At 69.5% G+C, this 20939-nt stretch carries 20 protein-coding genes; 7 read left to right on the top strand and 13 right to left on the bottom strand.

Features of this window, described 5'->3' with window-relative positions; all coding sequences use genetic code 11:
- Positions 1 to 5 precede the first annotated feature (5 nt).
- Both ACQP2X_RS12400 and ACQP2X_RS12395 read left to right on the top strand, forming a co-directional pair.
- A complete protein-coding gene (locus ACQP2X_RS12400) occupies positions 6 to 1574 on the top strand; it encodes a tyrosine-type recombinase/integrase (protein ID WP_498696483.1) in 1569 nt (522 codons plus the stop codon).
- Positions 1571 to 1918, top strand: a complete 348-nt coding sequence (locus ACQP2X_RS12395) for a hypothetical protein (RefSeq protein ID WP_498696481.1) — start codon at positions 1571 to 1573, stop codon at positions 1916 to 1918. The genes ACQP2X_RS12400 and ACQP2X_RS12395 overlap by 4 nt, the downstream gene beginning before the upstream one ends.
- 18 nt (positions 1919 to 1936) lie before the next feature.
- On the opposite strand, the gene ACQP2X_RS12390 is transcribed toward ACQP2X_RS12395, so the two are convergent.
- The 12 genes from ACQP2X_RS12390 to ACQP2X_RS12335 all read right to left on the bottom strand — a co-directional run bounded on the left by ACQP2X_RS12390 (position 1937) and on the right by ACQP2X_RS12335 (position 14679).
- The gene (locus tag ACQP2X_RS12390) at positions 1937 to 2152 is read right to left on the bottom strand and encodes a hypothetical protein (RefSeq protein ID WP_498696479.1); all 216 of its coding nucleotides are present in this window, start codon (positions 2150 to 2152) and stop codon (positions 1937 to 1939) included.
- Between the two features lie 328 nt (positions 2153 to 2480).
- A complete protein-coding gene (locus ACQP2X_RS12385; protein ID WP_498696476.1) occupies positions 2481 to 3029 on the bottom strand; it encodes a LysR family transcriptional regulator in 549 nt (182 codons plus the stop codon).
- A 71-nt stretch (positions 3030 to 3100) separates the two neighbouring features.
- Complete coding sequence (locus tag ACQP2X_RS12380; protein ID WP_498696475.1) at positions 3101 to 3715, bottom strand: MBL fold metallo-hydrolase; 615 nt, start codon at positions 3713 to 3715, stop codon at positions 3101 to 3103.
- Positions 3712 to 4824 (bottom strand): S-(hydroxymethyl)mycothiol dehydrogenase, encoded by a 1113-nt coding sequence (locus ACQP2X_RS12375; RefSeq protein WP_498696473.1) that lies wholly within the window; start codon positions 4822 to 4824, stop codon positions 3712 to 3714. The genes ACQP2X_RS12380 and ACQP2X_RS12375 overlap by 4 nt, the downstream gene beginning before the upstream one ends.
- A gap of 5 nt (positions 4825 to 4829) precedes the next feature.
- Positions 4830 to 6017 carry a cytochrome P450 gene (locus ACQP2X_RS12370; RefSeq protein ID WP_498696472.1) on the bottom strand — a complete coding sequence of 396 codons (1188 nt, stop codon included), beginning with the start codon at positions 6015 to 6017 and terminating at the stop codon, positions 4830 to 4832.
- On the bottom strand, positions 6014 to 6949 hold the full coding sequence (locus ACQP2X_RS12365) for a PDR/VanB family oxidoreductase (RefSeq protein ID WP_498696471.1): 936 nt from the start codon (positions 6947 to 6949) through the stop codon (positions 6014 to 6016). Before ACQP2X_RS12365 ends, ACQP2X_RS12370 begins: the two co-directional genes overlap by 4 nt.
- 85 nt (positions 6950 to 7034) lie before the next feature.
- A complete protein-coding gene (locus ACQP2X_RS12360) occupies positions 7035 to 7796 on the bottom strand; it encodes an IclR family transcriptional regulator (protein WP_498696470.1) in 762 nt (253 codons plus the stop codon).
- 138 nt (positions 7797 to 7934) lie between these two features.
- Positions 7935 to 8942 (bottom strand): LacI family DNA-binding transcriptional regulator, encoded by a 1008-nt coding sequence (locus ACQP2X_RS12355; RefSeq protein WP_498696468.1) that lies wholly within the window; start codon positions 8940 to 8942, stop codon positions 7935 to 7937.
- Positions 8943 to 9012: 70 nt separating this feature from the next.
- A complete protein-coding gene (locus tag ACQP2X_RS12350) occupies positions 9013 to 11571 on the bottom strand; it encodes an alpha-L-rhamnosidase (protein ID WP_498696467.1) in 2559 nt (852 codons plus the stop codon).
- A gap of 33 nt (positions 11572 to 11604) precedes the next feature.
- On the bottom strand, positions 11605 to 12441 hold the full coding sequence (locus ACQP2X_RS12345) for a carbohydrate ABC transporter permease (protein ID WP_498696465.1): 837 nt from the start codon (positions 12439 to 12441) through the stop codon (positions 11605 to 11607).
- A gap of 2 nt (positions 12442 to 12443) precedes the next feature.
- Entirely contained in the window at positions 12444 to 13328 is an 885-nt protein-coding gene (locus tag ACQP2X_RS12340) for a carbohydrate ABC transporter permease (protein ID WP_498696463.1), read from the bottom strand.
- A 58-nt stretch (positions 13329 to 13386) separates the two neighbouring features.
- Positions 13387 to 14679, bottom strand: coding sequence for an ABC transporter substrate-binding protein (locus ACQP2X_RS12335; RefSeq protein WP_498696461.1), 1293 nt, complete (start codon positions 14677 to 14679; stop codon positions 13387 to 13389).
- A 236-nt stretch (positions 14680 to 14915) separates the two neighbouring features.
- Between ACQP2X_RS12335 and ACQP2X_RS12330 the strand changes: the two genes are divergently transcribed.
- Positions 14916 to 15932, top strand: a complete 1017-nt coding sequence (locus ACQP2X_RS12330) for a LacI family DNA-binding transcriptional regulator (RefSeq protein WP_498696460.1) — start codon at positions 14916 to 14918, stop codon at positions 15930 to 15932.
- On the opposite strand, the gene ACQP2X_RS12325 is transcribed toward ACQP2X_RS12330, so the two are convergent.
- Complete coding sequence (locus ACQP2X_RS12325) at positions 15901 to 16827, bottom strand: LysR family transcriptional regulator (RefSeq protein ID WP_498696459.1); 927 nt, start codon at positions 16825 to 16827, stop codon at positions 15901 to 15903. The two genes, ACQP2X_RS12330 and ACQP2X_RS12325, sit on opposite strands and share 32 nt — an antisense overlap.
- An 83-nt stretch (positions 16828 to 16910) precedes the next feature.
- Here ACQP2X_RS12325 and ACQP2X_RS12320 point away from each other — a divergent pair, with 83 nt between their 5' ends.
- The 4 genes from ACQP2X_RS12320 to ACQP2X_RS12305 are packed head-to-tail and all read left to right on the top strand — an operon-like array spanning position 16911 to position 20932.
- Positions 16911 to 17888, top strand: a complete 978-nt coding sequence (locus ACQP2X_RS12320) for a cyclase family protein (RefSeq protein ID WP_498696458.1) — start codon at positions 16911 to 16913, stop codon at positions 17886 to 17888.
- 12 nt (positions 17889 to 17900) lie between these two features.
- Entirely contained in the window at positions 17901 to 19022 is a 1122-nt protein-coding gene (locus ACQP2X_RS12315) for an FAD-dependent monooxygenase (RefSeq protein WP_498696455.1), read from the top strand.
- Between the two features lie 9 nt (positions 19023 to 19031).
- The gene (locus ACQP2X_RS12310; protein WP_498696453.1) at positions 19032 to 19964 is read left to right on the top strand and encodes a VOC family protein; all 933 of its coding nucleotides are present in this window, start codon (positions 19032 to 19034) and stop codon (positions 19962 to 19964) included.
- Positions 19964 to 20932 carry a fumarylacetoacetate hydrolase family protein gene (locus tag ACQP2X_RS12305; RefSeq protein ID WP_498696451.1) on the top strand — a complete coding sequence of 323 codons (969 nt, stop codon included), beginning with the start codon at positions 19964 to 19966 and terminating at the stop codon, positions 20930 to 20932. The genes ACQP2X_RS12310 and ACQP2X_RS12305 overlap by 1 nt, the downstream gene beginning before the upstream one ends.
- Positions 20933 to 20939: the final 7 nt, after the last annotated feature.

The raw sequence follows: 20939 nt of genomic DNA, 5'->3' as shown, positions 1-20939 counted from the left end.
GGCGAGTGCCGACGGTCGACGAGATGATTCCTCGCGCCCTGGTCGGCCTGGCACCCAGCACCCGCGAGCTCTACGGCACCTACCTGCACCTGCTGGCCGACCGGCACGGCCACCACAAGATCGACCAACTCGTCACCTCCGACATCACCGAACTCGGCGCCTGGGCCCAAGCTATAGCCGTCAGGCGCCGGACCTCAGTCAACGGCGCCAGCGCCCGTGAGCACGCCATCAGCGCCTGCCGGCGGCTCTTCGACATCGCCGTCGCCGACGGACACCTACTAAACAACCCTGCCAAAGCCGTACGTAAGCCATGCCGACCGCAGAGCCACAGGACCGCACTGACCGATGAACAGATCGCCGACCTCTACAGAGTCGTGACCGATGACGAGACCGCCCTGCTCACCTTCTTGCTCGAAACAGCCTGCCGCCGCGAGGGCCTGCTGAATCTGACTCCCGGGCACCTTCGCCCGGCCCACCAAGCCGTGCTGCTCGACGAGAAAGGCAGCCGGGTTCGCGAACAGCCCATCTCGCTCGTCATGATGGAGTATCTGCAGCAGCCTGCCTGCCCGATCTACCGCTGGACACGCCGCCGGCTCGACAGCCTCTGGCTACGCGTACGCCGACAACTCCCCTGGGCGAACGAGATCGGCCTCAGCACCCACTGGTTCCGGCACACCACAATCACCAACGTCGAGCGTGCCACGAAATCTTATGCACTCACCGCCGCCTTCGCCGGCCACACCCTCAGCGGGATCGGCGCGACACCCACCTACATCGCCGCTTACGGGCAAGCCGACATCGCCTGGGCATTCATCCAAGTCTTTGGAGGCGACCATCCACTCATCACCGACGGTCATACGCCGTTCGGCGTTCAGGCAGCCGAAGGGTCCGGCCGAGTCGCGCAAGGCGGTCGCCGCTTACACCACCGGCTCGGCGGCCGCAGCAGTACGGAACTCGCGCGCCACTCCCGGCGGGGCCACTGGCTACCCAACCCGGCGTCCCCGCCGGACGCCCGAGGAACAGAGGGTGCTCGGCAAGGCCCAGTAGGTACGGCAGCCCATCGGTTGCGACCTCTCACGTATCTGAACTACTTCAGATATGCTGGTGGCATGTCGGTGCAAAGCTTCTCGTACAGCTCGTTTCTTCGAGGGCCTTCTCAGGTCCTGCCGTCGCTCACCGACGCTGACGTCATTCTCGAGCGCCGGGACGAGGAGAACCTCATCCTCAGCCGCGCCGAGCGTTTCGAAGCTGTTGCCACCGGGCTTCGCATCGCGGCACGGTCGCTGGCGATCCTTGCCCGCCGCCACCGCGACCTCGCCGAAGAAGCGCTCGCCGAGGAACTCCCCTGGCTGACCTGGCTCCCAACCGAGGAACGCCTCACCTGCGTCCGCGAACTGCTCGCCGACCTCGTCGCCGGCGCCGACACCGGCCTGCTCATCCCCTTTGCCCGAAATCTCGCATCATGGCGCTCCACCGCCGAAGCATGGTCCGACCCTCAACTCGCCCGTGAACTGCAGGGACCATTCGACGGCGACGGCCCCATCCTCGACCGTCCGACTGGGGATCCGGCATGAGCGGACGCGGCGCAGAACTCCCCCGCCCCAATCCGTGGACCGTGCGAGCGGCGGATCGTCAGGCCTACCAAGGCTGGCAGCGGCTTCTGACAGCAATCCCGGACAACCTCGATCGGGCCTGGATGGCGCTGACCAGCGATCCTCGTCACGTCGACCAGCGGCAACACCCTTTGAAAGGCCAACTCGGCGTCGTCAAAGTCGGCGGCACAACACTCGAGCAATGGCAATACGAAGTCACCGGCGCCGGCCGCATCTGGTACGCCATCGATGACGACTCCCGTACGCTGTGGATCACCAGAGCCGGGGCGGGCCACCCGAAGCAAACAGACACCCGCGGCCGATAGCCCCGCGCCGATCGTTGGTCAGACGCGTTCACCAACGCCAAGGTGGGCTGCCGGCTCAATCTGGCCGTGGACGCCACCAACGCGAGGTATTCGCGACAACGACGTGACCCCTACGATGATCGTGGACAAGGTCATGGCGAGCAGGCAGATGCTTGCGGCCATGCCCGGAATGTCGCCCTCCGGGGTGTCAGCGAACAAGACCAACGTCGCTGAGATCTCGCCTGCGACGATCAAGGTAAGAACGATGCGCGCAGTGAAAAACAATTAGCGCCGGACGGCCTTGACCTCGTCTTCCTCGAAACGCTGCAACCACTGCTCGAAGGCCTTCCAGTCAGGACCGTCCTTTTCGATGGCCTTGAACTGCCACGAGAAGCTGCGGCGCACCGATGACGCCAGCCCTTCAGCGGGTCACGCAGCAGCACTCCGGCTGACCCACGAATCGGCGGTGTCCAAACCGACGTGACAGCACCTGCCAGGCACGGTCGAACGTCCGGCGCAGGTGCCGACCGGGGTGGATGCAGAAGATCCACGGGCCTTGACCCCGGATCTTGGACACGGGGATTTATGCGGCTGGGGCCAGCGTAGCTGGTGCCGGTCGGAGGCTGTTCTCGTAGCTGATCGGTGATTGCTGTCCGAGCCGGGAGTGGCGTCGGACGGTGTTGTAGCGGTGCAGCCAGCGGAACGAGCTCAGCCGGGCTTCACGTTCGTCAGTGAACGCGCGGCGACCTTGCAGTTGTACTCGTGGCGCCCGCTGATCGATCAGCGTTGCCACGGCAGCGCCGAGCACGGTCAGCGCATAGTCGGACATGATCACGGTGAAGGTGCGGCGCGACCGGGCCGGGTCGAAGTCCGGTTGCGCGCTGAGAACCTGATCAGCAGCCGCGACCACCTGGGCGGTCGGCTCGGCGAGCCGGGCCGCGAGCGGGGTGAGCTGGTAGCTCTGCCCGGCCCGGATGAGCAGGTCGTCGCCGAAGTGGCGGCGTAACCGGGCCAGCGCGGAGCTCATCGCGGGCTGGCTGATCTGCAGGCGTTCGGCGGCCCGGGTCACGCTGCACTCGGTGAGCAGCGCGTCCAGCGCGGTCAGCATGTTGAGATCGGCATGGCGGGCCATCGCCAGACAACTCCGTTCCGCGCCACCGGTTCGGACAGGCACCCCGACCGCTGGTGCCCGCCCGGAGCGGTTCAGATTCCGTCGAGCCGGGTGCGCTCGGCCTCGATGGTGGTGTCCTGGCCGTGGCCGGTGTGCACCACTGTCTCGCCCGGCAACGTGAGCAAGGCCTTGCGAATGGACTCCACGATCAGTTCCGCATCGGAGAAGGACCGCCCGGTCGCGCCTGGTCCTCCATGAAACAGGGTGTCGCCGGTGAACACCCGGCCCAGTTCCGGCGCGTACAGGCAGACCGCGCCCGGCGCGTGTCCCGGCGTGTGCAGCACGGTCAGCGTCGTGCCGGCCACGGTGATCCGGTCGCCGTCGGCGAGATCGGTGTCCCATTTCTCGTCCGGGCCGTGGGTCAGCTCCCAGAGCGGCCGGTCCGCCGGGTGCAGCAGGATCGGCGCGCCGGTGCGGGCCCGAAGTTCGGGCGCGACCCGGACGTGGTCGTCGTGCGCGTGGGTGCAGACGATCGCCGCGATCGTCCGTGCGCCGACGACCGCAAGGATCGCGTCCACATCGTGCGGTGCGTCGACAACGATGCATTCGTCGTCGCCGCCGACCACCCAGACGTTGTTGTCGACGGCGTAGGTCTGCCCGTCCAGGCTGAACGTGCCCCCCACGACTCCGTGGTCGACCCGGGTCACAGGATGACCACCGATCGCAGGACCGGAGCGTCGCCGCTGCGGTGGTGCATCGTCGCGAATGCGGCCTCCACATCGCCGATGCCGATCTCTTCGGTCACGAACGTGTCCAGATCGAGTCGGCCCTGACTGTAGAGGTCGACCAGCATCGGAAAGTCGCGGCTGGGCAGGCAGTCGCCGTACCAGCTGGACTTGAGCGCCCCGCCACGGCCGAACACGTCGATCAGCGGCAGGTCCGGCAGCCTCATCTGCGGGGTCGGCACCCCGACCAGAACCAGGACGCCGGCCAGGTCACGGGCGTAGAACGCCTGCTGCCACGTCTCGGGCCGGCCGACCGCCTCGATCACCACGTCCGCGCCGTCCGCACCCTCATAGGTCTCGGCACTGATGCGTTTGATCTCGGCGACCGGATCGGTCTGTGACGAGTCGACCAGGTGGGTGGCGCCGAGCTTGCGGGCCGCCTCGAGTTTCGCCGGGTCGATGTCGACCGCGATGATCGGGCTCGCCCCGGCCAGCGCCGCCCCTGCGACGGCGGCGACACCCACTCCCCCGCACCCGATCACCGCGACCGATTTACCGCGGGTCGCCGCGCCGGTGTTGATCGCGGCTCCGATGCCGGCCATCACCCCGCAGCCGAGCAGGCCGACCGCCGCTGGCCGGGCGGCCGGGTCGACCTTGGTGCACTGACCGGCCGCGACCAGGGTCTTCTCGGCGAACGCGCCGATGTCCAGGGCCGGCGACAGCTCAGTACCGTCCTGCAGGGTCATCTTCTGCTTCGCGTTGTGGGTGTTGAAGCAATACTGCGGCTCGCCGCGCTTACAGGCACGGCATTGGCCGCAGACGGCCCGCCAGTTGAGGACGACGAAGTCGCCGGCGGCTACGTCGGTGACGCCGTCGCCGACGGCTTCGACGATGCCGGACGCCTCGTGGCCGAGCAGGAACGGGAAGTCGTCGTTGATGCCGCCGTCGCGGTAGTGCAGGTCGGTGTGGCAGACCCCGCATGCCTGGATCGTCACGATGGCTTCGCCGGGCCCCGGGTCGGGCACGTTGATCGTGACGAGTTCGACCGGAGCACCCTTGGCACGGGCGATGACGGCCTTGACCTGTTGCATGGTTCTCACTTCCGGTGCAGTAGGACGCGGATGCTGCGCCAGGCGCGCAGGGTGTTGTTGTGATGGCGGACGACCGGACCGGCGAGCTCGATCCGGGACACACGGCAAGCGAGGGCGGTGAGCAGGGACTCGGCTTCCAGGCGGGCGATGTGCTGGCCGACGCACTGGTGGATGCCCATGCCGAAACCCACATGGCCGGACGGATCACGGCCGAGGTCGAAGCTGTCCGGATCGTCCCAGCGGCGCGGGTCGCGGTTGGCGGCGCCGAGGAACATCAGGATCTTCGCGCCGTCCGGGATCACCGTCTCCCCCACCGTCACGTCGGTGGTGGCGGTGCGGAAGAACGTCTGCACGGGCGACTCCCACCGCACCGCCTCGTCGAACGCGACCCGGGCCAGCGACGGCTGGCCCTGCAGCCGCTTCCACTGCTGCGGGTTGGCGGCGAAGGCGTAGAGCACGGCGGACAACCCGTGCACGGTGGTATCCACGCCAGCCGACAACAGCGACCGGACCACCAGCGGAGCTTGGTCGTGGGTCAGGTCGCCGCGATCGGCGGCAGCCCAGATCGCGGCGCCGAACCCGTCGGGGTCGAGCACCTCGCGGGCGCACTGCGCGTTCACCCAGGCGGACAGCTCGCCGGCCCGTCCGGCGCCCTTGGCGACCAGGTCGTTGGGCGGCCCGAACGCGTTGAACAGATGATTGCCGTACGGCAGCAGATTCTCGCGCCCCTCGGAGGGAATGCCGACAGCGTCCGGGAAGACCCGAAGCGGGAACGCCTCGGCCAGGACAGGCACCACGTCCAGGACGTCACCCTCGTCGAGGACCCGGTCGACCAGTTCCTGGGCGTCCGACGCCCACCGTTCGCGCAGCCGGTGCAGGGATCGCGGGCCGATGATCGCCGACAGGACGCGGCGCGGTGCGTCGTGCCGGGGCGGGTCGGCCTCCAGCAGCAGACTCGGCGGCCGCCACGGTTTCTCGTACCGGAAGTTGCTCAACCCGACGCCGGCGGCCGACTGGAACCGCTGCCAGTCGGTCAGGGCCGCGTGAACGTGCTCGTAGCGCGCCAGGGCGTAGGTGTCGTATCGGCTCAGGTGCACGACCGGGCCGGCCTCACGCAGAGTCTCGTGCAGCGGGCCGGGGTCTTCGAGGTTGTCGTGGTCGAACGGGTCGGCGTGGGAGGCAGGCGGCTTCACAGGTCGACCACCAGACGGTCGGAGAGGGAACGGGAAACACAGGCGAACATGCAGGTGCCGGCCGCACGTTCGGCGTCGTCGAGGACGCTGTCACGGTGGTCCGGCTCACCGGCCAGGATGGTGATTTCGCAGGTGCCGCAGACACCCTGACGGCACGAGGAGAGCACGTCGGCGCCGGCCGCATTGATCGCGTCGAGGACTGAGGACTCGGCGGTCACCGTCAGCACCACTTTCGACCGGGCGAGTTCGATCTCGAACGGGGTGCTGCGGGCCGGCCCGCTCAGGGCGGCGGCGACGAACCGTTCGGTGCGCAGGGTGTGCGGCGGAAGCCCGGCGCACGCCCGTTCGAGGGCAGCCAGTAGCGGGGCCGGGCCGCAACTGTAAACCCGGGTCCCAGGCCGGTATTCGGAGAGGAAGCCGGGTAGGTCGAGCAAGCCGTATCGGCTTTCCGGCCGCAACTGAACCCTGTCGCCGTACCCTCGCAGGTCGTCGGCGAAAGCGAGGCTCCGCCCGCCGTAGAGCAGCTGCCAGTCCGCGCCGAGCAGATCGGCCTGCGCGATCATCGGCAGCAGCGGGGTGATGCCGATGCCACCGGCGATGAACAGGTACCGCTCGGCCGGTACGAGCGGGAAGTTGTTACGCGGTCCGCCGAGACCAACGGCGTCACCCACCTCGAGGGCGTCGTGGATGTACGCGGATCCGCCATGCCCGCCCGCTTCGCGCAGTACCGCGATCCGGTACCTGTACGCGTCCCACCGATCCCCGCACAGCGAATACTGACGGGTCAGCCCGTCGGGAAGAACCACATCGATGTGCGCGCCCGGCGTCCAGTCCGGCAGCCGGGCACCGGCCTGATCGGCCAGCGTCAGCGCCACAACGCCGTCGGCGACCGGCACCTTGGCCATGACGCGCAGGGTTCGTGTTTCCGCCACGTGAACCTCCTGTGACATGAGGTCGCCAGAATGCGACCCCGGTCACAACCGAGGTAGTGGCCTTCTCACTGAACGAGAGACGAGTTCAACCGGCCACCCGGCGAGCGATGCCCCGGGCCGCCGCCTGTAACGCCGGCACCAGCGACGGCGCCCGGTCATCGTTCGGCACGATCGCCGAAAGGCCGGCCACCACCGGCGCCGCCGGATCCGGGCCCGACCGGATCGGCACGGCGACGCCGGTCGCATCCGCGTGAATGTGGCCCGCACAGATCACATGACCCTGTTTACGGATGCCGGCCAGCAGCGTCCGCAACCGCGCCGGCGTGGTCACCGTCGCCGGCGTGTAGGCCGGCAACGGACCGGTGATCAGCTGCTCCTGCAGGTCACGCTGCGCCCAGGCGAGCAGGACCAGCCCGGTGGACGAGGCGTGCAACGGCAGCCGCCCCGCGATCCGGGTCACGTTGATCACCGCGTCATGGGCCGACAGCCGCTCGACGAACAACACCTCACCGGCGTTCAGCACGCCGATCTGAACATGATGGCCGATGACGGCGTGCAGATCCTCCAGAAACGGCATGGCGACCTCGCGCAAACCCAGTGTCGGCGAGGCCCGCTGCGCCAACTCCCAGAGACGCACCCCGATCCGCACGCGGCCGGTCGCGGTGCGCGCCAGCAGGCCCTGCTCCACCATCGCCGCGATCAACCGCGACGCGGTGGCCACGTGCAGCCGGGCCCGGCGGCCGACCTCCGACACCGACAGATCCGGCTCCTCCGGCGTGAACGCCTGAAGAATCCGGGCCGCACGGGCCAGCACCGCCTCACCCCGGGGTCGTTGCTCGGACTGCATCAAGCCATCGTGACATTCCGCGGTGGCAAGAGCCGGGTACGGATTCCGGTCATGCCGCGCTGAGCGGCCGATCGGCATTTGAGGAAGTGTTCGCTGCTGCCTGATCGGTCACGATCCCTTTCCAGCTCACGGAACACGTCAATCTTTACCTGTTCCCGCTCGTGTGGACTCCCGGATCACGAGCTGCGGCCGGAAGACGACGTCCTGCGGCTGCCGGCCCGGCTCGTTCGCCTCGTCGAGGACCAGGCGCACCGCGGCCTGGCCCAGTTCCGCCGCCGGCTGGCGCACGCTGGTCAGTTCCACGGCAGCGGCGGCGCTGGCCAGGTCGGTGTCGTCGAAGCCGACGACGGCGAGGTCCCGGGGGATGCGCCAGCCCTGGTGGGTGACCGACTGGACGAGACCGGCCGCGATGAGGTCGTTGGCGCAGAAGACGGCCGTGGGACGTTCGCCGACCGGCAACGCCGCCAGCCGTGCGCCGATCCGCAGTCCGTCGGCGAGGCCGTCGCTGTCGGTGCCCATCCAGGTCACTGTCGCCCCGACCTCGGCGGCGGTGGCGGCGGCGCCCAGGTATCGCTCGTCGTGACGCCAGCCGGCGAATCCGAGCCGGCGGTGCCCGAGCTCGAGCAGGTGACGGGCGGCGAGCTCACCGCCGAGCAGGTCGTCGCCGCGGACCGCGCTGCGGCGCCGGGTCGGCACCTCGCGGCCCAGGACCACGACGGGCGTGCCGCGCTCCTCGATGATGGCGAGCAGGGGGTCGTCGACGTCGTTCGGGGTGATGACGAGGCCGTCGAGGCGGCTTTCGGCGAGCCGGTGCAGGAGTCGTTTCTCCCGTTCCAGCCGGCCGATGCCGGTGTTGAACAGCGCCACCTCGGCGCCGACGGTGGTGGCTTCTTGTTCGGCGCCGCCGGCGACCTCGGCGAAGAACGGGTTGCCGAAGTCGAGCACGACCAGGCCGATGGCGCGGGTGCGGCCGACGCGCAGGGCCCGGGCAGCCGCGTTCGGGACGTAGCCGACCTCCGCGACGGCCGCCATCACGCGCTCGCGGGTCTCGGCGTTGACCAGGTGGGGCCGGTTGAGCGTGTTGCTCACGGTGCCGTCGGAGACCCCGGCCACGCGGGCCACGTCCCGGATCGTCGCGCGCGCCACCCTCGTCCTCACCTGTTCATGACCGCCCGCGGCGGCTCCCGCTCGAAGCGTACGGGAGCCGCCGCGGCTTCTAGAAGCTCTGGTGTGCTGGCAGCGGCTGGATCGGGTCGTCGCCGGGTGCCCGGAACGCGACGGTGAAGCTGTGCTCGCCGCCCGGCACAGTGGTCACCGGCCGGCCCGGCAGGTCGATGACGGCGTCACAGCCCGGCGGGACGGTGACGTCGACATGCAGCGTGCCCCCGTCGCGGCGCCACGTCACCGCCGCCGGCCCGTACGGAGTGAGATGCCGCGCGGATGCCCGGGTGAGCCCACCGCCCGGTCGTGGACGTATCAGCAGCCGGCGGTAACCAGGTGCGGCTGGCGCCAGCCCGGCTACCGTGCGGTGCAGCCAGTCGGCGACCGCGCCGAGGGCGTAGTGGTTGAACGACGTCATGTTGCCGGGGTTGATCGAGCCGTCGGGCAGCATGCTGTCCCAGCGTTCCCAGATCGTGGTGGCGCCCATGGTGACGGGGTAGAGCCAGGACGGGCAGCCGGTCTCCAGCAGCAGCCGGTAAGCCTGTTCGAGGTGGCCGGTCTCGGTGAGCGCGTCGAGCACCAGCGGGGTGCCGGCGAAGCCGGTGCCGATGCGGAACTCGGCGTCGCGGACCAGTTGGGCGAGCCGGTCGCCGGCGCGGGCCCGCTGCTCGTCACCGTCGAGCAGGTCGAAGCACAGGGCCAGCGCGTACGCGGTCTGGCTGTCCGAGGCGCAGCGGCCGCCTTGGGTGACGAACTCGCGGCGGAAGCCGGCGACGACCCGTGAGGCCAGGGCCTCGTACTCGACGACGTCGTCAGGCTTGCCGACGAGCCGAGCCTGCCGGGCCAGCAGCCGGGCCGAGTGGGCGAGGTAGGCCGTGGCGACCAGGTACGGGTCGGTGCGGGCCTCCTCCGGCCGGTCCGGCGGGGCGGCCGGGTCGAGCCAGTCCCCCAACTGCGGCCCGGCGGAGATCACGTCGCGGTCGTCGAGCAGCCGCCGGCAGCCCTCGACCCAGGCTTTGGCCGTCTCGTAGCCCGCGGCCACCGGGCCGGGATCGCCGGCCCGGTCGTAGAGCACCAGCGGCACAACGGTGGTCACATCGCCCCAGACAGCGCAGTGGAACTGCGGGAAGGAGGTGGGGATGTGCGGCACGTAGAGCGGCACGAGCCCGTCGTCGCCCGTCTCGGCGGCCACGTCGGCCAGCCAATCCGCCAGGCCCGGCGTCACGTTGTACAGGAAGGCCGCGGTCGGGGCGAAGACCTGGAGGTCACCGGTCCAGCCGAGCCGCTCGTCGCGTTGCGGGCAGTCGGTGGGCACCGAGACGAAGTTGTCGCGCATGCTCCAGCGCACGTTCTCGTGCAGGCGTTCCAGCTGCGGCTCGGAGCAGGTGAACGTGCCGGTCGGGGTCATGTCGTCGTGGCAGACCACGGCGAGCACGTCGCCGGGGCCGATCTCGCCGGGCCAGCCGGTGACCTCGGCGTAGCGGAAGCCGTGGTAGGTGAAGCGCGGTTCCCACGTCTCGGTGCCGTCGCCGGCGAGCACATATTCGTCGTGGGCGGCGGCGGTGCGGATGGGCCGCAGGCTGAGCCGGCCGTTCTCGAGGACCTCGGCGTGCCGCAGGCCGATCGTGGTGCCGGTCGGGCCGGTGACGGTCAGGCGCAGCCGGCCGGCGATGTTCTGCCCGAAGTCGAGCAGGTGGGTGTTTTCGTCGACGCGCTCGACGCTGCGGGGCGGCAGGGTTTCGATGCGGCGCACCGGTGGTCCGGCCGGGGCGATCAGCTCACCCACGGTGGGTTGTTTCTGCTGTACGGGTTCCCAGCCGCTCGCCACGACACGCGCGTCGTGGCGTTCACCGTCGTAAATGCTGGAGCGCTCGATCGGCCCGTACGCCCAGGTCCAGGACTCGTCGGTGACGACGTGCTCGACGCTGCCGTCGGCGTAGCGCAGTTCGAGCTGGGCGAGCAGGGCGGTGTCGCGGCCGTAGCGTTCGCCGACGCGGTTCCAGCCGTACTCGCCGCGCCACCAGCCGTCGGCCAGCCAGCTCGTGATCGTGTTGGCGCCGGGCCGGATCAGCGAAGTGACGTCGTACGTCTGGTAGTGCAGTCGGTGGTGGTAGCTGGTCCAGCCGGGGGCGAGCACGTCGTCGCCGGCCGGCTCGCCGTTGAGCTCGAGCTCGTAGAGGCCGCACGCGGTGGCGTACGCCCGAGCCTTGACCAGGTTCTCGCGGACGGTGAAGTCGCGGCGCAGCAGCACCGGCCGCCGGTCACCCGGACTGGCATCGAAAGAGCCCACGTAGACGCCCTGCCAGTCCTCCGCGGACAACAGTCCGGCCTCCGCCCCGGTGACAGGGCTCCACTCGGTGGGCTCCGGGTCATCACCGGCCCAGATGCGGACCCGGACGCCGGCCCGTTCTCGGGAGGCGAGCGCGGAGGCGGGCCACGGAACGAGAACGCTGTCGTCCGAGTCGATCCGTCCGTACGACCGGCCGTTGACCTCGATCTCGTAGGCGCCCTGCCGCCGATCGGGCCGGTCCGTCTCGACCTGCCAGGACAGGCGCGGGGTGTGCTCGCCGATGCCGAGCGGGCGAGTGTGGTGTTCGATGCGGGGCGCGCTCACACGCGTACCCGCCTGGGGTGTGGGGGTCAAGGTTCAGCCCTTCACCGCGCCGGCCGCCAGGCCGCGCATGACTCGCTGGTTGAGGAACAGGTAAATGGCCAGGATCAGCAACACGTTGATGCAGATGGCGGCGAAGGTCGGCCCGTACTCGACCGTGCCGAACTGACCGGTGAAGTTGAGCAGGCCGACCTGGACCGTGCGCTTGCTGTCGTCGGTGGTGAACGTCAGCGCGATGAGCAGGTCGTTCCAGAGGAAGAAGAACTGCACCAGCGCGATGGTGAGCACCGAGTTGCGCATCATCGGGAAGGCAATGGAGACGAACGAACGGACGACGCTCGCGCCGTCGATCGTGGCCGCCTCGAAGACCGAGCGCGGGACCGCACGGAAGTAGGTCGCCATCATGAAGACGGTCAACGGCAGCCCGGTCGCCGTGTAGGTGATGATCAGCGGCCAGAGCGTACCGGTCAGGTGCAGCTTGAAGTACACGGTGAACAGCGGCAGCAGGATCATCTGGCCCGGGATCATGATGCCGGCCAGGAACAGCAGCAGCGTGGTGCGCCGTCCCCGCCACACCAGGATCTCCAGGGCGAAGCCGGCCGCGGTGCCGAACACGACGATCAGCGCCAGCGACGGCAGCACGGTCAACAGCGAGTTCTGCAGATAGGTCGCCACCGACGACCATGCCTGCGAGTAGTTGGCGAAGTTGGTGAAGCTCTCCGGCAGCGACGTGGTGGAGTTGTTGAGAAACTCGTCCTGCGTCTTGAAAGAGCCGAGGAACAGCCAGATCAGCGGGTACGCCACCACGACGAGCAGCAGGGCCACGACGGCGTACCCGGGCAGCCGGCGCAGGGTGCGCAGGGTCTTGTTCATTCTCATCCCTGCCCTACGTCGCGGCGGGTCGCGCGGAAGATGAAGACGGTGACCAGCAGGCACAGCACCGTCAGCGCGAGCGCGATCGTCGAGCCGTACCCGTAGTCGCCGTAGGCGAACGAGGTCTGATACATGTACAGCGTCAGCGGCGTGGTCGAGCTACCCGGCCCGCCGCCGGTCAGCGCGTAGATCGAGTCGAACGCCTTGAGCGTGCCGTTGATGCTGAACACCAGCGACGAGACGAGCACCGGCAGCGACAGCGGCACCACGATGCTGCGGATCAGCCGCCACGTCGAGGCGCCGTCGATGGCCGCCGCCTCCATCACGTCGTCCGGGATGTCGAGCAGCCCCGCGTACAGCAACACGGCGTAGAAGCCCATCGACCGCCAGATGTCCATCAGCGCGACGACGAAGAAGGCATGGCCGGGGGTGCTGAACCAGTCGACGCCGGTACCGCCGAACGCCTCGATCAGCGAGTTGACGGGGCCGGTCTGCGGGGCGACCTCGAAGAACTTCTGAAACAGCAGGGCCACCGCGACGGTGGGCAGGATGACCGGGAAGAAGACCAGGGTACGGATCACCGTGCCGGCCCGGCGCAGGAAGAACACATAGAGCAGCGCGAGCAGGTAGCCCATCAGGACCTGGCCGACGGTGATGACGGCCGCGTACTTGACGGTGAACCAGAGCGACTCCGGAAGGGCCGGGTCCGAGAAGAGTTTGCTGAAGTTGTCGAACCCGGCGAAGGAGAAGCCGGAGATGACGCTGCCGGTGAAGAACGTGTAGCCCAGCGACCACAGCATCGGGACCAGCATGACCAGGGAATAGACCAGCAGAGCCGGTCCGAGCAGGATGGCGATCGATCTGCGGTCGCCGAGCACGCCGTGCATGAGTTTCCTTTCAACACACTGCGCGGGCCCCGGCCGTCCGGCCGGGGCCCGCGCGGTCTCAGCCGAGGTTCGTGCTGACCGTCTGCATGAACTTCTCGCCGGTGAGCTTGCCGCTGGCCAGCAGGCCGCCGTTGTTCTGGCTGACGGTGGTGGCCTTGGCCGAGAAGTACGCCTCGAACCACAGGACGCTGGTCTGCACCTGCCCGATCTCGGTCTGGATCTCCTTGGTCAGCGCGGGCACCTCGACGCTGGCGTCCGTCTTGAATCCGGTGATCTGACTGGAGTCGCGCAGGGCCACCGTGCCGTAGTTGGCGACGATGCACTTGACCCACGCCTGAGTGTTGCTGTCACCCTCGTAGGCCTTCTTGGACACCGCGATCGCGGTGCCGACGTTGGCCGGCATCTGATCGGCGGTGCCGGTGCCGCCGGCCACCGTCGGGAACTTCAGGAAACCGACGTTGGCCGCGCCGACCTTGTTCTTGGTCGCGTCGTTGAAGTCCGACAGGGCCCACGACCCCATGTAGATGAAGGCGGCCTTACCGTTGAGGAAGGTGTTCAGCGCGGTGGCGTAGTCGATGGACGTCGGCGACTTGCCGAAGTAGCCCTTGGCACCGAGGTCGGCGACGGTGTTGGCGGCCGCCACGTACTGCGGATCGGTGAGCTTGGCCTGCCCATCGGCGACCTTCTTGAGCGCGTCGGGGCCGAGCTGGCGCAGGATGAGGTTGCCGACCCAGCGGGTCACGCCCCAACCGTCGCCGCCCTTGCCGGCCGCCGAGATCGGCTGCACGCCGGCGGTCTGCAGCTTGGCGAACGCCGCGACCAGCTCGTCCCAGGTGGCCGGGGTGGCGATGCCGTTGTCGGCGAGGATCTTCTTGTTGAACCAGAGACCCTCGATGTTGAGCTCGGACGGCAGCACGAGCTGCTGGCCGTCGTAGAGCGACTTGATCGTCGAGGAGGCGGCCGGCAGCACGCCTTCGGAGATCGAGGCGGTGTCGAGGACCTGCCCGTTCTTGGCGAGCTGCTGGGTCAGCGACGGCGCGTTGGCTGCGGTGAACGTCTGCGGCAGCGCGCCCTGCCCGGCGAGCAGCTGGAGCTGCTGGTCGAGGCTGGCCTGCGCCTGCTTCTTGATCTCGAGCGGTTGCGCCGTGTTCTGGGTGGCGCACTCCTTCTGGCTCAGGGTGGTCAGTGTCTTGGCGATGGTGGTGTTCTCGTTGATCGCCAGGAACGAGAAATTCTTGGACGACGAGCTGCCGGACGACGAGTCGCTGCCGCCGCAGGCCGCCGTGGACAGGGCGAGCGCGACTGCGCCGGCGGCCGCCAGCACATGCTTGGTCTTGAACAGGGATGCCACGGGTCCTCCTTCGTTTTGAAGCGTCTAAAGAGTCGGCTCACCCATGATCGACGTCAAGAAGGTCACAGCAAAACCTTGCGTTGATCACCTCGAAACATGGTCTTTACCTGGGGCTTTGATGGTTATAACGATTCAATAACCCGGGCTTGCCATCCGCCGGACAGATGAGCGAAATTTCGCCGACCGGGCCAGCCCGGGGTCCTTGTGATTGAAGCGTCTGGCGTAACCTCGGCCGCATGGCGAGGATCGACGAGGTGGCCGCGCGCGCCGGAGTCTCCGTGGGCACCGTGAGCAACGTGCTCAACCGGCCCCACGCGGTGGCGCCGAAGACCCTGGAACGGGTCCGGGCGGCCATCGCCGAACTCGACTACCGGCCGAACGAAGCGGCGCGAGCACTGGTCGCCGGCCGCACCCGCACCATCGGCCTGGTCGTGCCCGAGGTGACCAACCCGTTCTTCGCCGACCTCGCCCGCGGCGCCGAAGAGATCGCCGACGAGCACGACGTGATCGTCATGCTCTACAACAGCGCCAAGTCGACCGACCGCCAGCGGCGGCACCTCGGCCGGCTGGAAGCCCAGCGGGTGCAGGGAGTTCTGATCACGCCGCTGGAACCGGCCGGCGACACCATCGAGGCCCTGGCTCGGCGCGGCACGCCGGTGGTGCTGCTCGACCACGGCGCGCCCGTCGGTAACCTGTGCTCGGTCGCGGTCAACGACCACGCCGGCGGCGAGCTGGCGGCGACTCACCTCGTCGAGCGGGGACACCAGCAGATCGCCTTCCTCGGCGGGCCGTTGACTGTGCCCCAGGTGGCCGCCCGGCTGGCCGGAGCCCGCCAGGCCACCGGCGATCGGCTGGAGGTCATCGACTCCGGCGGTCTCGGCGTGGCCGCCGGCCGTCGCGCCGCGGCCCAGCTCGCCGGCCGCGATACCTCCGGCCGTCCGACCTCCGTCATCTGCGCCAATGACATGCTGGCTCTCGGCGTGCTGCAAACCGTTCTTCGCGCCGGTCTGCGCGTACCCGAAGACCTCGCCATCGTCGGCTACGACGACATCGACTTCGCCGCCGCGTCAGCCGTGCCGCTGACCTCGGTGCGCCAGCCACGTCACCAGCTCGGGCGCGTCGCCGCGCAGCTGCTGTTCGAGGAGGTCGAACAGAGCACCTCGCACGGGCACCGGCAGGTAGTCTTCCAGCCCGAGCTGATCGCCCGCGAATCCACCCGGTTCACCCCGGCAACTCGCCATCAGCCACGGTGATACCGGTAGCCTGCCGGGCCGCGCGATAGAGCACGTCACGCAGATAGGAGTGCTCGGGATCGTCGTCATAGATCGGATGCCACCACATCGCCTCGATCAGTGGGGCGGCCGGGAACGGCAGCGGCAGGGCCCGGACGCCGATGTTGAGGGGCAGCAGGTCGACCAGGCGGCGTTGCAGCAGCGCGATGCGATCACTTCCGGCGACCAGCGCAGGCACGGCGAGGAAGTTCTCCACGACCACCTGCACGGTGGGCTCGATGCCCAGCATGCGCATCTGGCGGGCGGCCGGGGTGGATGCCGTCGGCCCGTGGAAGCTGGCCACCCAGGGCATCGTGCGCAGGTCGTCGATCGTGAGGCCGCGGTCGGCGACCGGGTTGTCGGCCGCGACCACGCCGACCCACTCGTCGCGGTACAGGTCGCGATGTGACAGGTCGGTGACGAAGCCATGCGGCATCACCAGCAGGTCGGTGGTCCGTAAGACCTGGTGGGCGCGGTCGACCAGGGCCGGCGGATTGCCGGACAGGCGCAGCCGAGTGTGCGGGGCTTCCCGGGCCAGCAGCTGCGCCACGGTGTCGCCCAGGATGACGGTGACGTAGTCGCTGACCAGCAGGGTGAACTCGCGCTCGGAGCGGACGGGGTCGAACTCCGGCTGAGCGGAGAAAACACGGTCGGCGCTGCTCAACGCCGTACGCACCCGCTCCTTGAGCTGCACCGCCAGCGGCGTCAGCCGGTATTCGTTACCGACCCGGGCCAGCAGTTCGTCACCGAAGTGGCGGCGCAGCCTCGCGAGTGATCCGGACAGCGCGGGCTGGGAGAGGCCGAGCCGCGCCGCCGCCCGCGAGACGCTGCGCTCCTGCAACAGGGCATCGAGCGCCACCATCAGATTGAGGTCCACGCGGCTAGTATCGGTCACGCTGATACCCGTACATCAGAGATCTCGTCTTCCCTTGCGTCACGCTGCCGTAGACGGTGGGAAACATGACCGACACACGGCCGCTGGATCCGGCCGATCCTTCAGGGGCGATCGCCGCCGCGGCCAAGCGCTGCTCGAACTGGGGTCGCTGGGGCACCGACGACGTGCTCGGCACGCTGAACTTCCTCGACGACGCCAAGCGGCGCGAGGGCGCCGCGCTCGTCCGTCGCGGCGCGGCGTTCTCGCTCGCGCAGTCTTTCGACGCGAACGGCCCGCAGAACGGCTGGCGCCGGCGCACCAACCCGGTGCACACCATGCTCGACACGGGCCTGGACGCCGAGCGGGGCCAGGGCTTCCCCCATGGGCTGGGCGGCGCCGACGACGTCATTTTCATGCCGTTGCAGGCCTCCACGCAGTGGGACGGTCTCGGGCACATCTTCGACCACGGCCTAGCCTGGAACGGCCGCCGCGCCGGCGACGTGGTGACCAGCGAGGGCGACCAGGTGACCGGCATCGAGACCGCCGCTGCCCGCATCGCCGGGCGTGGGGTGCTGCTCGATGTCGGCCGGGCGATCGGCGACGAGGGGGAACTGGCCGATGGCTTCGCCATCACCGTCGAGCACCTGAAGGCCACGATCGCCGCACAGGGCCCCACCGCCCACGTCGGCCGCGGTGACCTGCTCTGCGTCCGCACCGGCCGACTCGCCCGGGCCCGGCGCGACGGCTGGGGCGACTACGCCGGCGGCCCTGCCCCCGGCCTGTCGTTCACCACCGCCGACTGGCTGCACCAGACCGAGATCGCCGGGATCGCCACCGACACCTGGGGTTTCGAGGTGCGCCCGAACGAGTTCGACGACGCGTTCCAGCCGCTGCACCAGGTGTGCATCCCGCACATCGGACTGTTCCTCGGCGAGATGTGGGACCTCGACGCGCTGGCCGCCGACTGCGCGGCCGACGGCGTGTGGGAGTTCTTCCTGACCGCCGCTCCCCTGCCGGTGACCGGCGCCGTCGGCGCGCCCGTCAACCCCTTGGCCGTCAAATGAAGGAGTCCTGACATGACCGCCGTGGACACCGTTCTCGTGGTCGGCGCCGGCCTCGCCGGGTCGGCCACCGCCATCCGGCTCGCCGCGGCCGGCGTCGCCGTCGACCTGGTCGAGGTCAAGCCCGAGGTGAGCGCGCTCGGCTCGGGCATCACCCTGCAGGGCAACGCGCTGCGCGAGCTCGACCGCCTCGGCGTCTGGGACGCCGCCCGCAAGCGCGGCTTCTGCTTCGACGTCACCGGCATCCGGGCGCCCGACCCGCACGGGACGGTGGTCGCCGAGATCCCGGACGCCCGCACCGGCGGGCCGGACTATCCGGCCGTCATGGGCATGTCGCGGCCCGAGCTGGCCCGGATCCTGCACGACCGGGCCGCCGCGGCCGGGGTCAAGACCCGCTTCGGTACGACCTTCACCGAGCTCGTCCAGGACGACACCGGTGTGGAGGTCACGTTCTCCGACGGCTCGACCGGCCGCTACGACCTCGTGGTCGGCGCCGACGGCATCCGCTCCTGGACCAGGCGGGCACTCGGCATCAACCTGGAGACCCGGGCGATCGGCATGGGCATCTGGCGCGCCTTCGGGCCGCGGCCGGCGAGCGTCACCCGCACCGACCTCATCTACGGAGGCCCGTCGTTCATCGCCGGCTACTGCCCCACCGGCGAGGACTCGATGTACGCGTACATCGTCGAAGCCGCACAGGACCGCTCGGCCCTGACCCCCGAGGAGCAGTTGGCCACGATGCGGGAGTTGTCGCGGGCCTACCACGGTCCGTGGGACGAGATCCGCGAGACGCTCGACCGGGTCAACTACACGTGGTTCGAGACCCACATGCTCGACGGCCCCTGGCACCGCGGCCGGGTCGTGCTCATCGGCGACGCCGCGCACACCTGCCCGCCCACCATCGCCCAGGGCGGCGCCCAGGCCCTCGAGGACGCCGCGGTGCTGGCCGAGCTTCTGCTCGCGCACGACACCGTCGGCTCCGGGCTGTGGGACGCCTTCCACGAGCGCCGCGCCGGCCGGGCCAAGGCCGTCGTCGACGCCTCCAACCAGCTCTGCCAATGGCTGCTCGACCACGAACGTGGCGACGTGCCGGCGCTCATGCGCGACATCGCCGTGCTCGTCAGCCAGCCCGCCTAAGGAGTTCCCATGCGACTGATCACGCATCTGCGGCACGTCGATCTCGCCGTGCCCGACTACGCCAAACAGCTCGACTTCTACACCCACACCTGGGGGCTCAAGCCGGAGCACACCGATTCCGGCCTGACCTTCCTGGCCGCCGAGGGCAGCCCTGAGCAGTACGTCGTCCGCCTGCGGGAGGCGAGCGACAAGCGCATCGACCTGATCGCGTTCGGCGTGGCCACGCCGGCAGATGTGGACACGCTCGCGGCGCAGGTGGCCGCCGACGGCGTCCAGCTCGTCAACGAGCCCGGCGTCCTGCAGACGCCGGGCGGCGGCTACGGCTTCCGGTTCTTCGACAACGAGGGCCGTACGGTCGAGGTCTCCGCCGACGTGGCGGTGCGGCAGCACCGCGCTATCGAGGAGGGTGAGTCGATCCCCGTGCGGCTGTCGCACGTGGTCCTCAACTCGGCGGACCCCGAGGGCACCCGCGCCTTCTACGAGAAGCACCTGGGCTTCGCCCTCTCGGACACCCTGATGCACCCGCGGATGGGCGAGATGATGTGGTTCATGCGGGTCAACGCCTGGCACCACAGCCTGGCCATCGCCCGCGGCCCGCACCCCTCGCTGCACCACGCCTCGTTCGAGCTGCGCGGCCTCGACGAATACATGCGCGGCACCGGCCGGGTGCTGCGCGCCGGCGTCGAGAAGATCTGGGGACCGGGCCGGCACCTGGCCGGCAACAACACCTTCAGCTACTTCCTCGACCCCAACGGCAACACCATGGAATACACCACCGAGCTGGAGCGGATCGACGAGGACACCTGGCACCCGCACCTGTACGACTTCTCCAACCCTGAGGTCAGCGACCAGTGGGGCACGGCCAACGCGATGAACGAGTTCGTCGCCACCCGGTCGTTCAACGACCCCGACAAGGGCCTGTTCCAGGCCCCGCCGGTCTGATGCGCTTCGCCACGTACGAGACCGCCGGCTCGGTGCACGCCGGTGTCGTCTCCGAGGCCGGGCTGCACCCCTTGCCGGACGGCACGACCGTGCTCGACCTGGTTCGAGCCGGGCTTCCCGCGGCGCTCGACGCCGGCGCGGCCGTCCTGACCGGTGCGGCAGTGCCGGTCGAGTCGGTGCGGCTGCTGCCACCGCTCGAAGCGCCGACCGTCCGCGACTTCGTCGCCTTCGAGGAACACGTGGAAGGCGTCGTCGCCTCCGTCGGCGACGGCGGCGGTGTCGTGCCCGAGTGGTACGAGGCGCCCACCTTCTACTTCACCAACCCGTACGCGCTGATCGGCGCGCACGACGACGTGCCGGTGCCGCCCGGCAGCCGCCTGCTCGACTTCGAACTCGAGGTGGCGGTCGTGATCGGCCGCGACGGCGCGTCGCTGACGCCCGCGCAGGCGCGCGAGCACGCCTTCGGCTACACGATCCTCAACGACTGGTCGGCCCGTGACCTGCAACGCCGCGAGATGAAGGTCAATCTCGGCCCGGCCAAGGGAAAGGATTCGGCCACCACGCTGGGTCCGTGGCTGGTCACCGCCGACGAGCTCGAGCCGTTCCGCGACGCCGACGGCTTCCTCGCCCTGGACATGCGGGTGTCGGTCAACGGCGCCGAGGTCGGCCAGGATCTGCTGTCCAACATGGGCTGGCCGTTCGAGGAGCTCATCGCGTACGCCTCGCGCGGCACCCGGGTCCGCGCCGGCGACGTCCTCGGCTCGGGCACCTGCGGCAACGGCGGCTGCCTGGCCGAGCTGTGGGGCCGGCGCGGCGAGCTCGACCCGCCACCCCTGCGCCCGGGCGACGTCGTCGAGATGACCGTCGAGGGCCTCGGCACCATCCGCAACCGGGTCGTACCCGGTCTCGAGCTGCCACCGGTCGCCGCCGCCCGGCCCCGGCCCCGGCTCCGCAAGCGCTCCGTCTGAGAAGGGA

The organism is Actinoplanes sp. CA-131856, from assembly GCF_050956135.1.
In the GTDB taxonomy this organism is placed as follows: Bacteria; Actinomycetota; Actinomycetes; order Mycobacteriales; family Micromonosporaceae; genus Actinoplanes.
The sequence above is the reverse complement of the archived record's forward strand: the minus strand, read 5'-3'. Positions and strand labels throughout refer to the sequence as shown.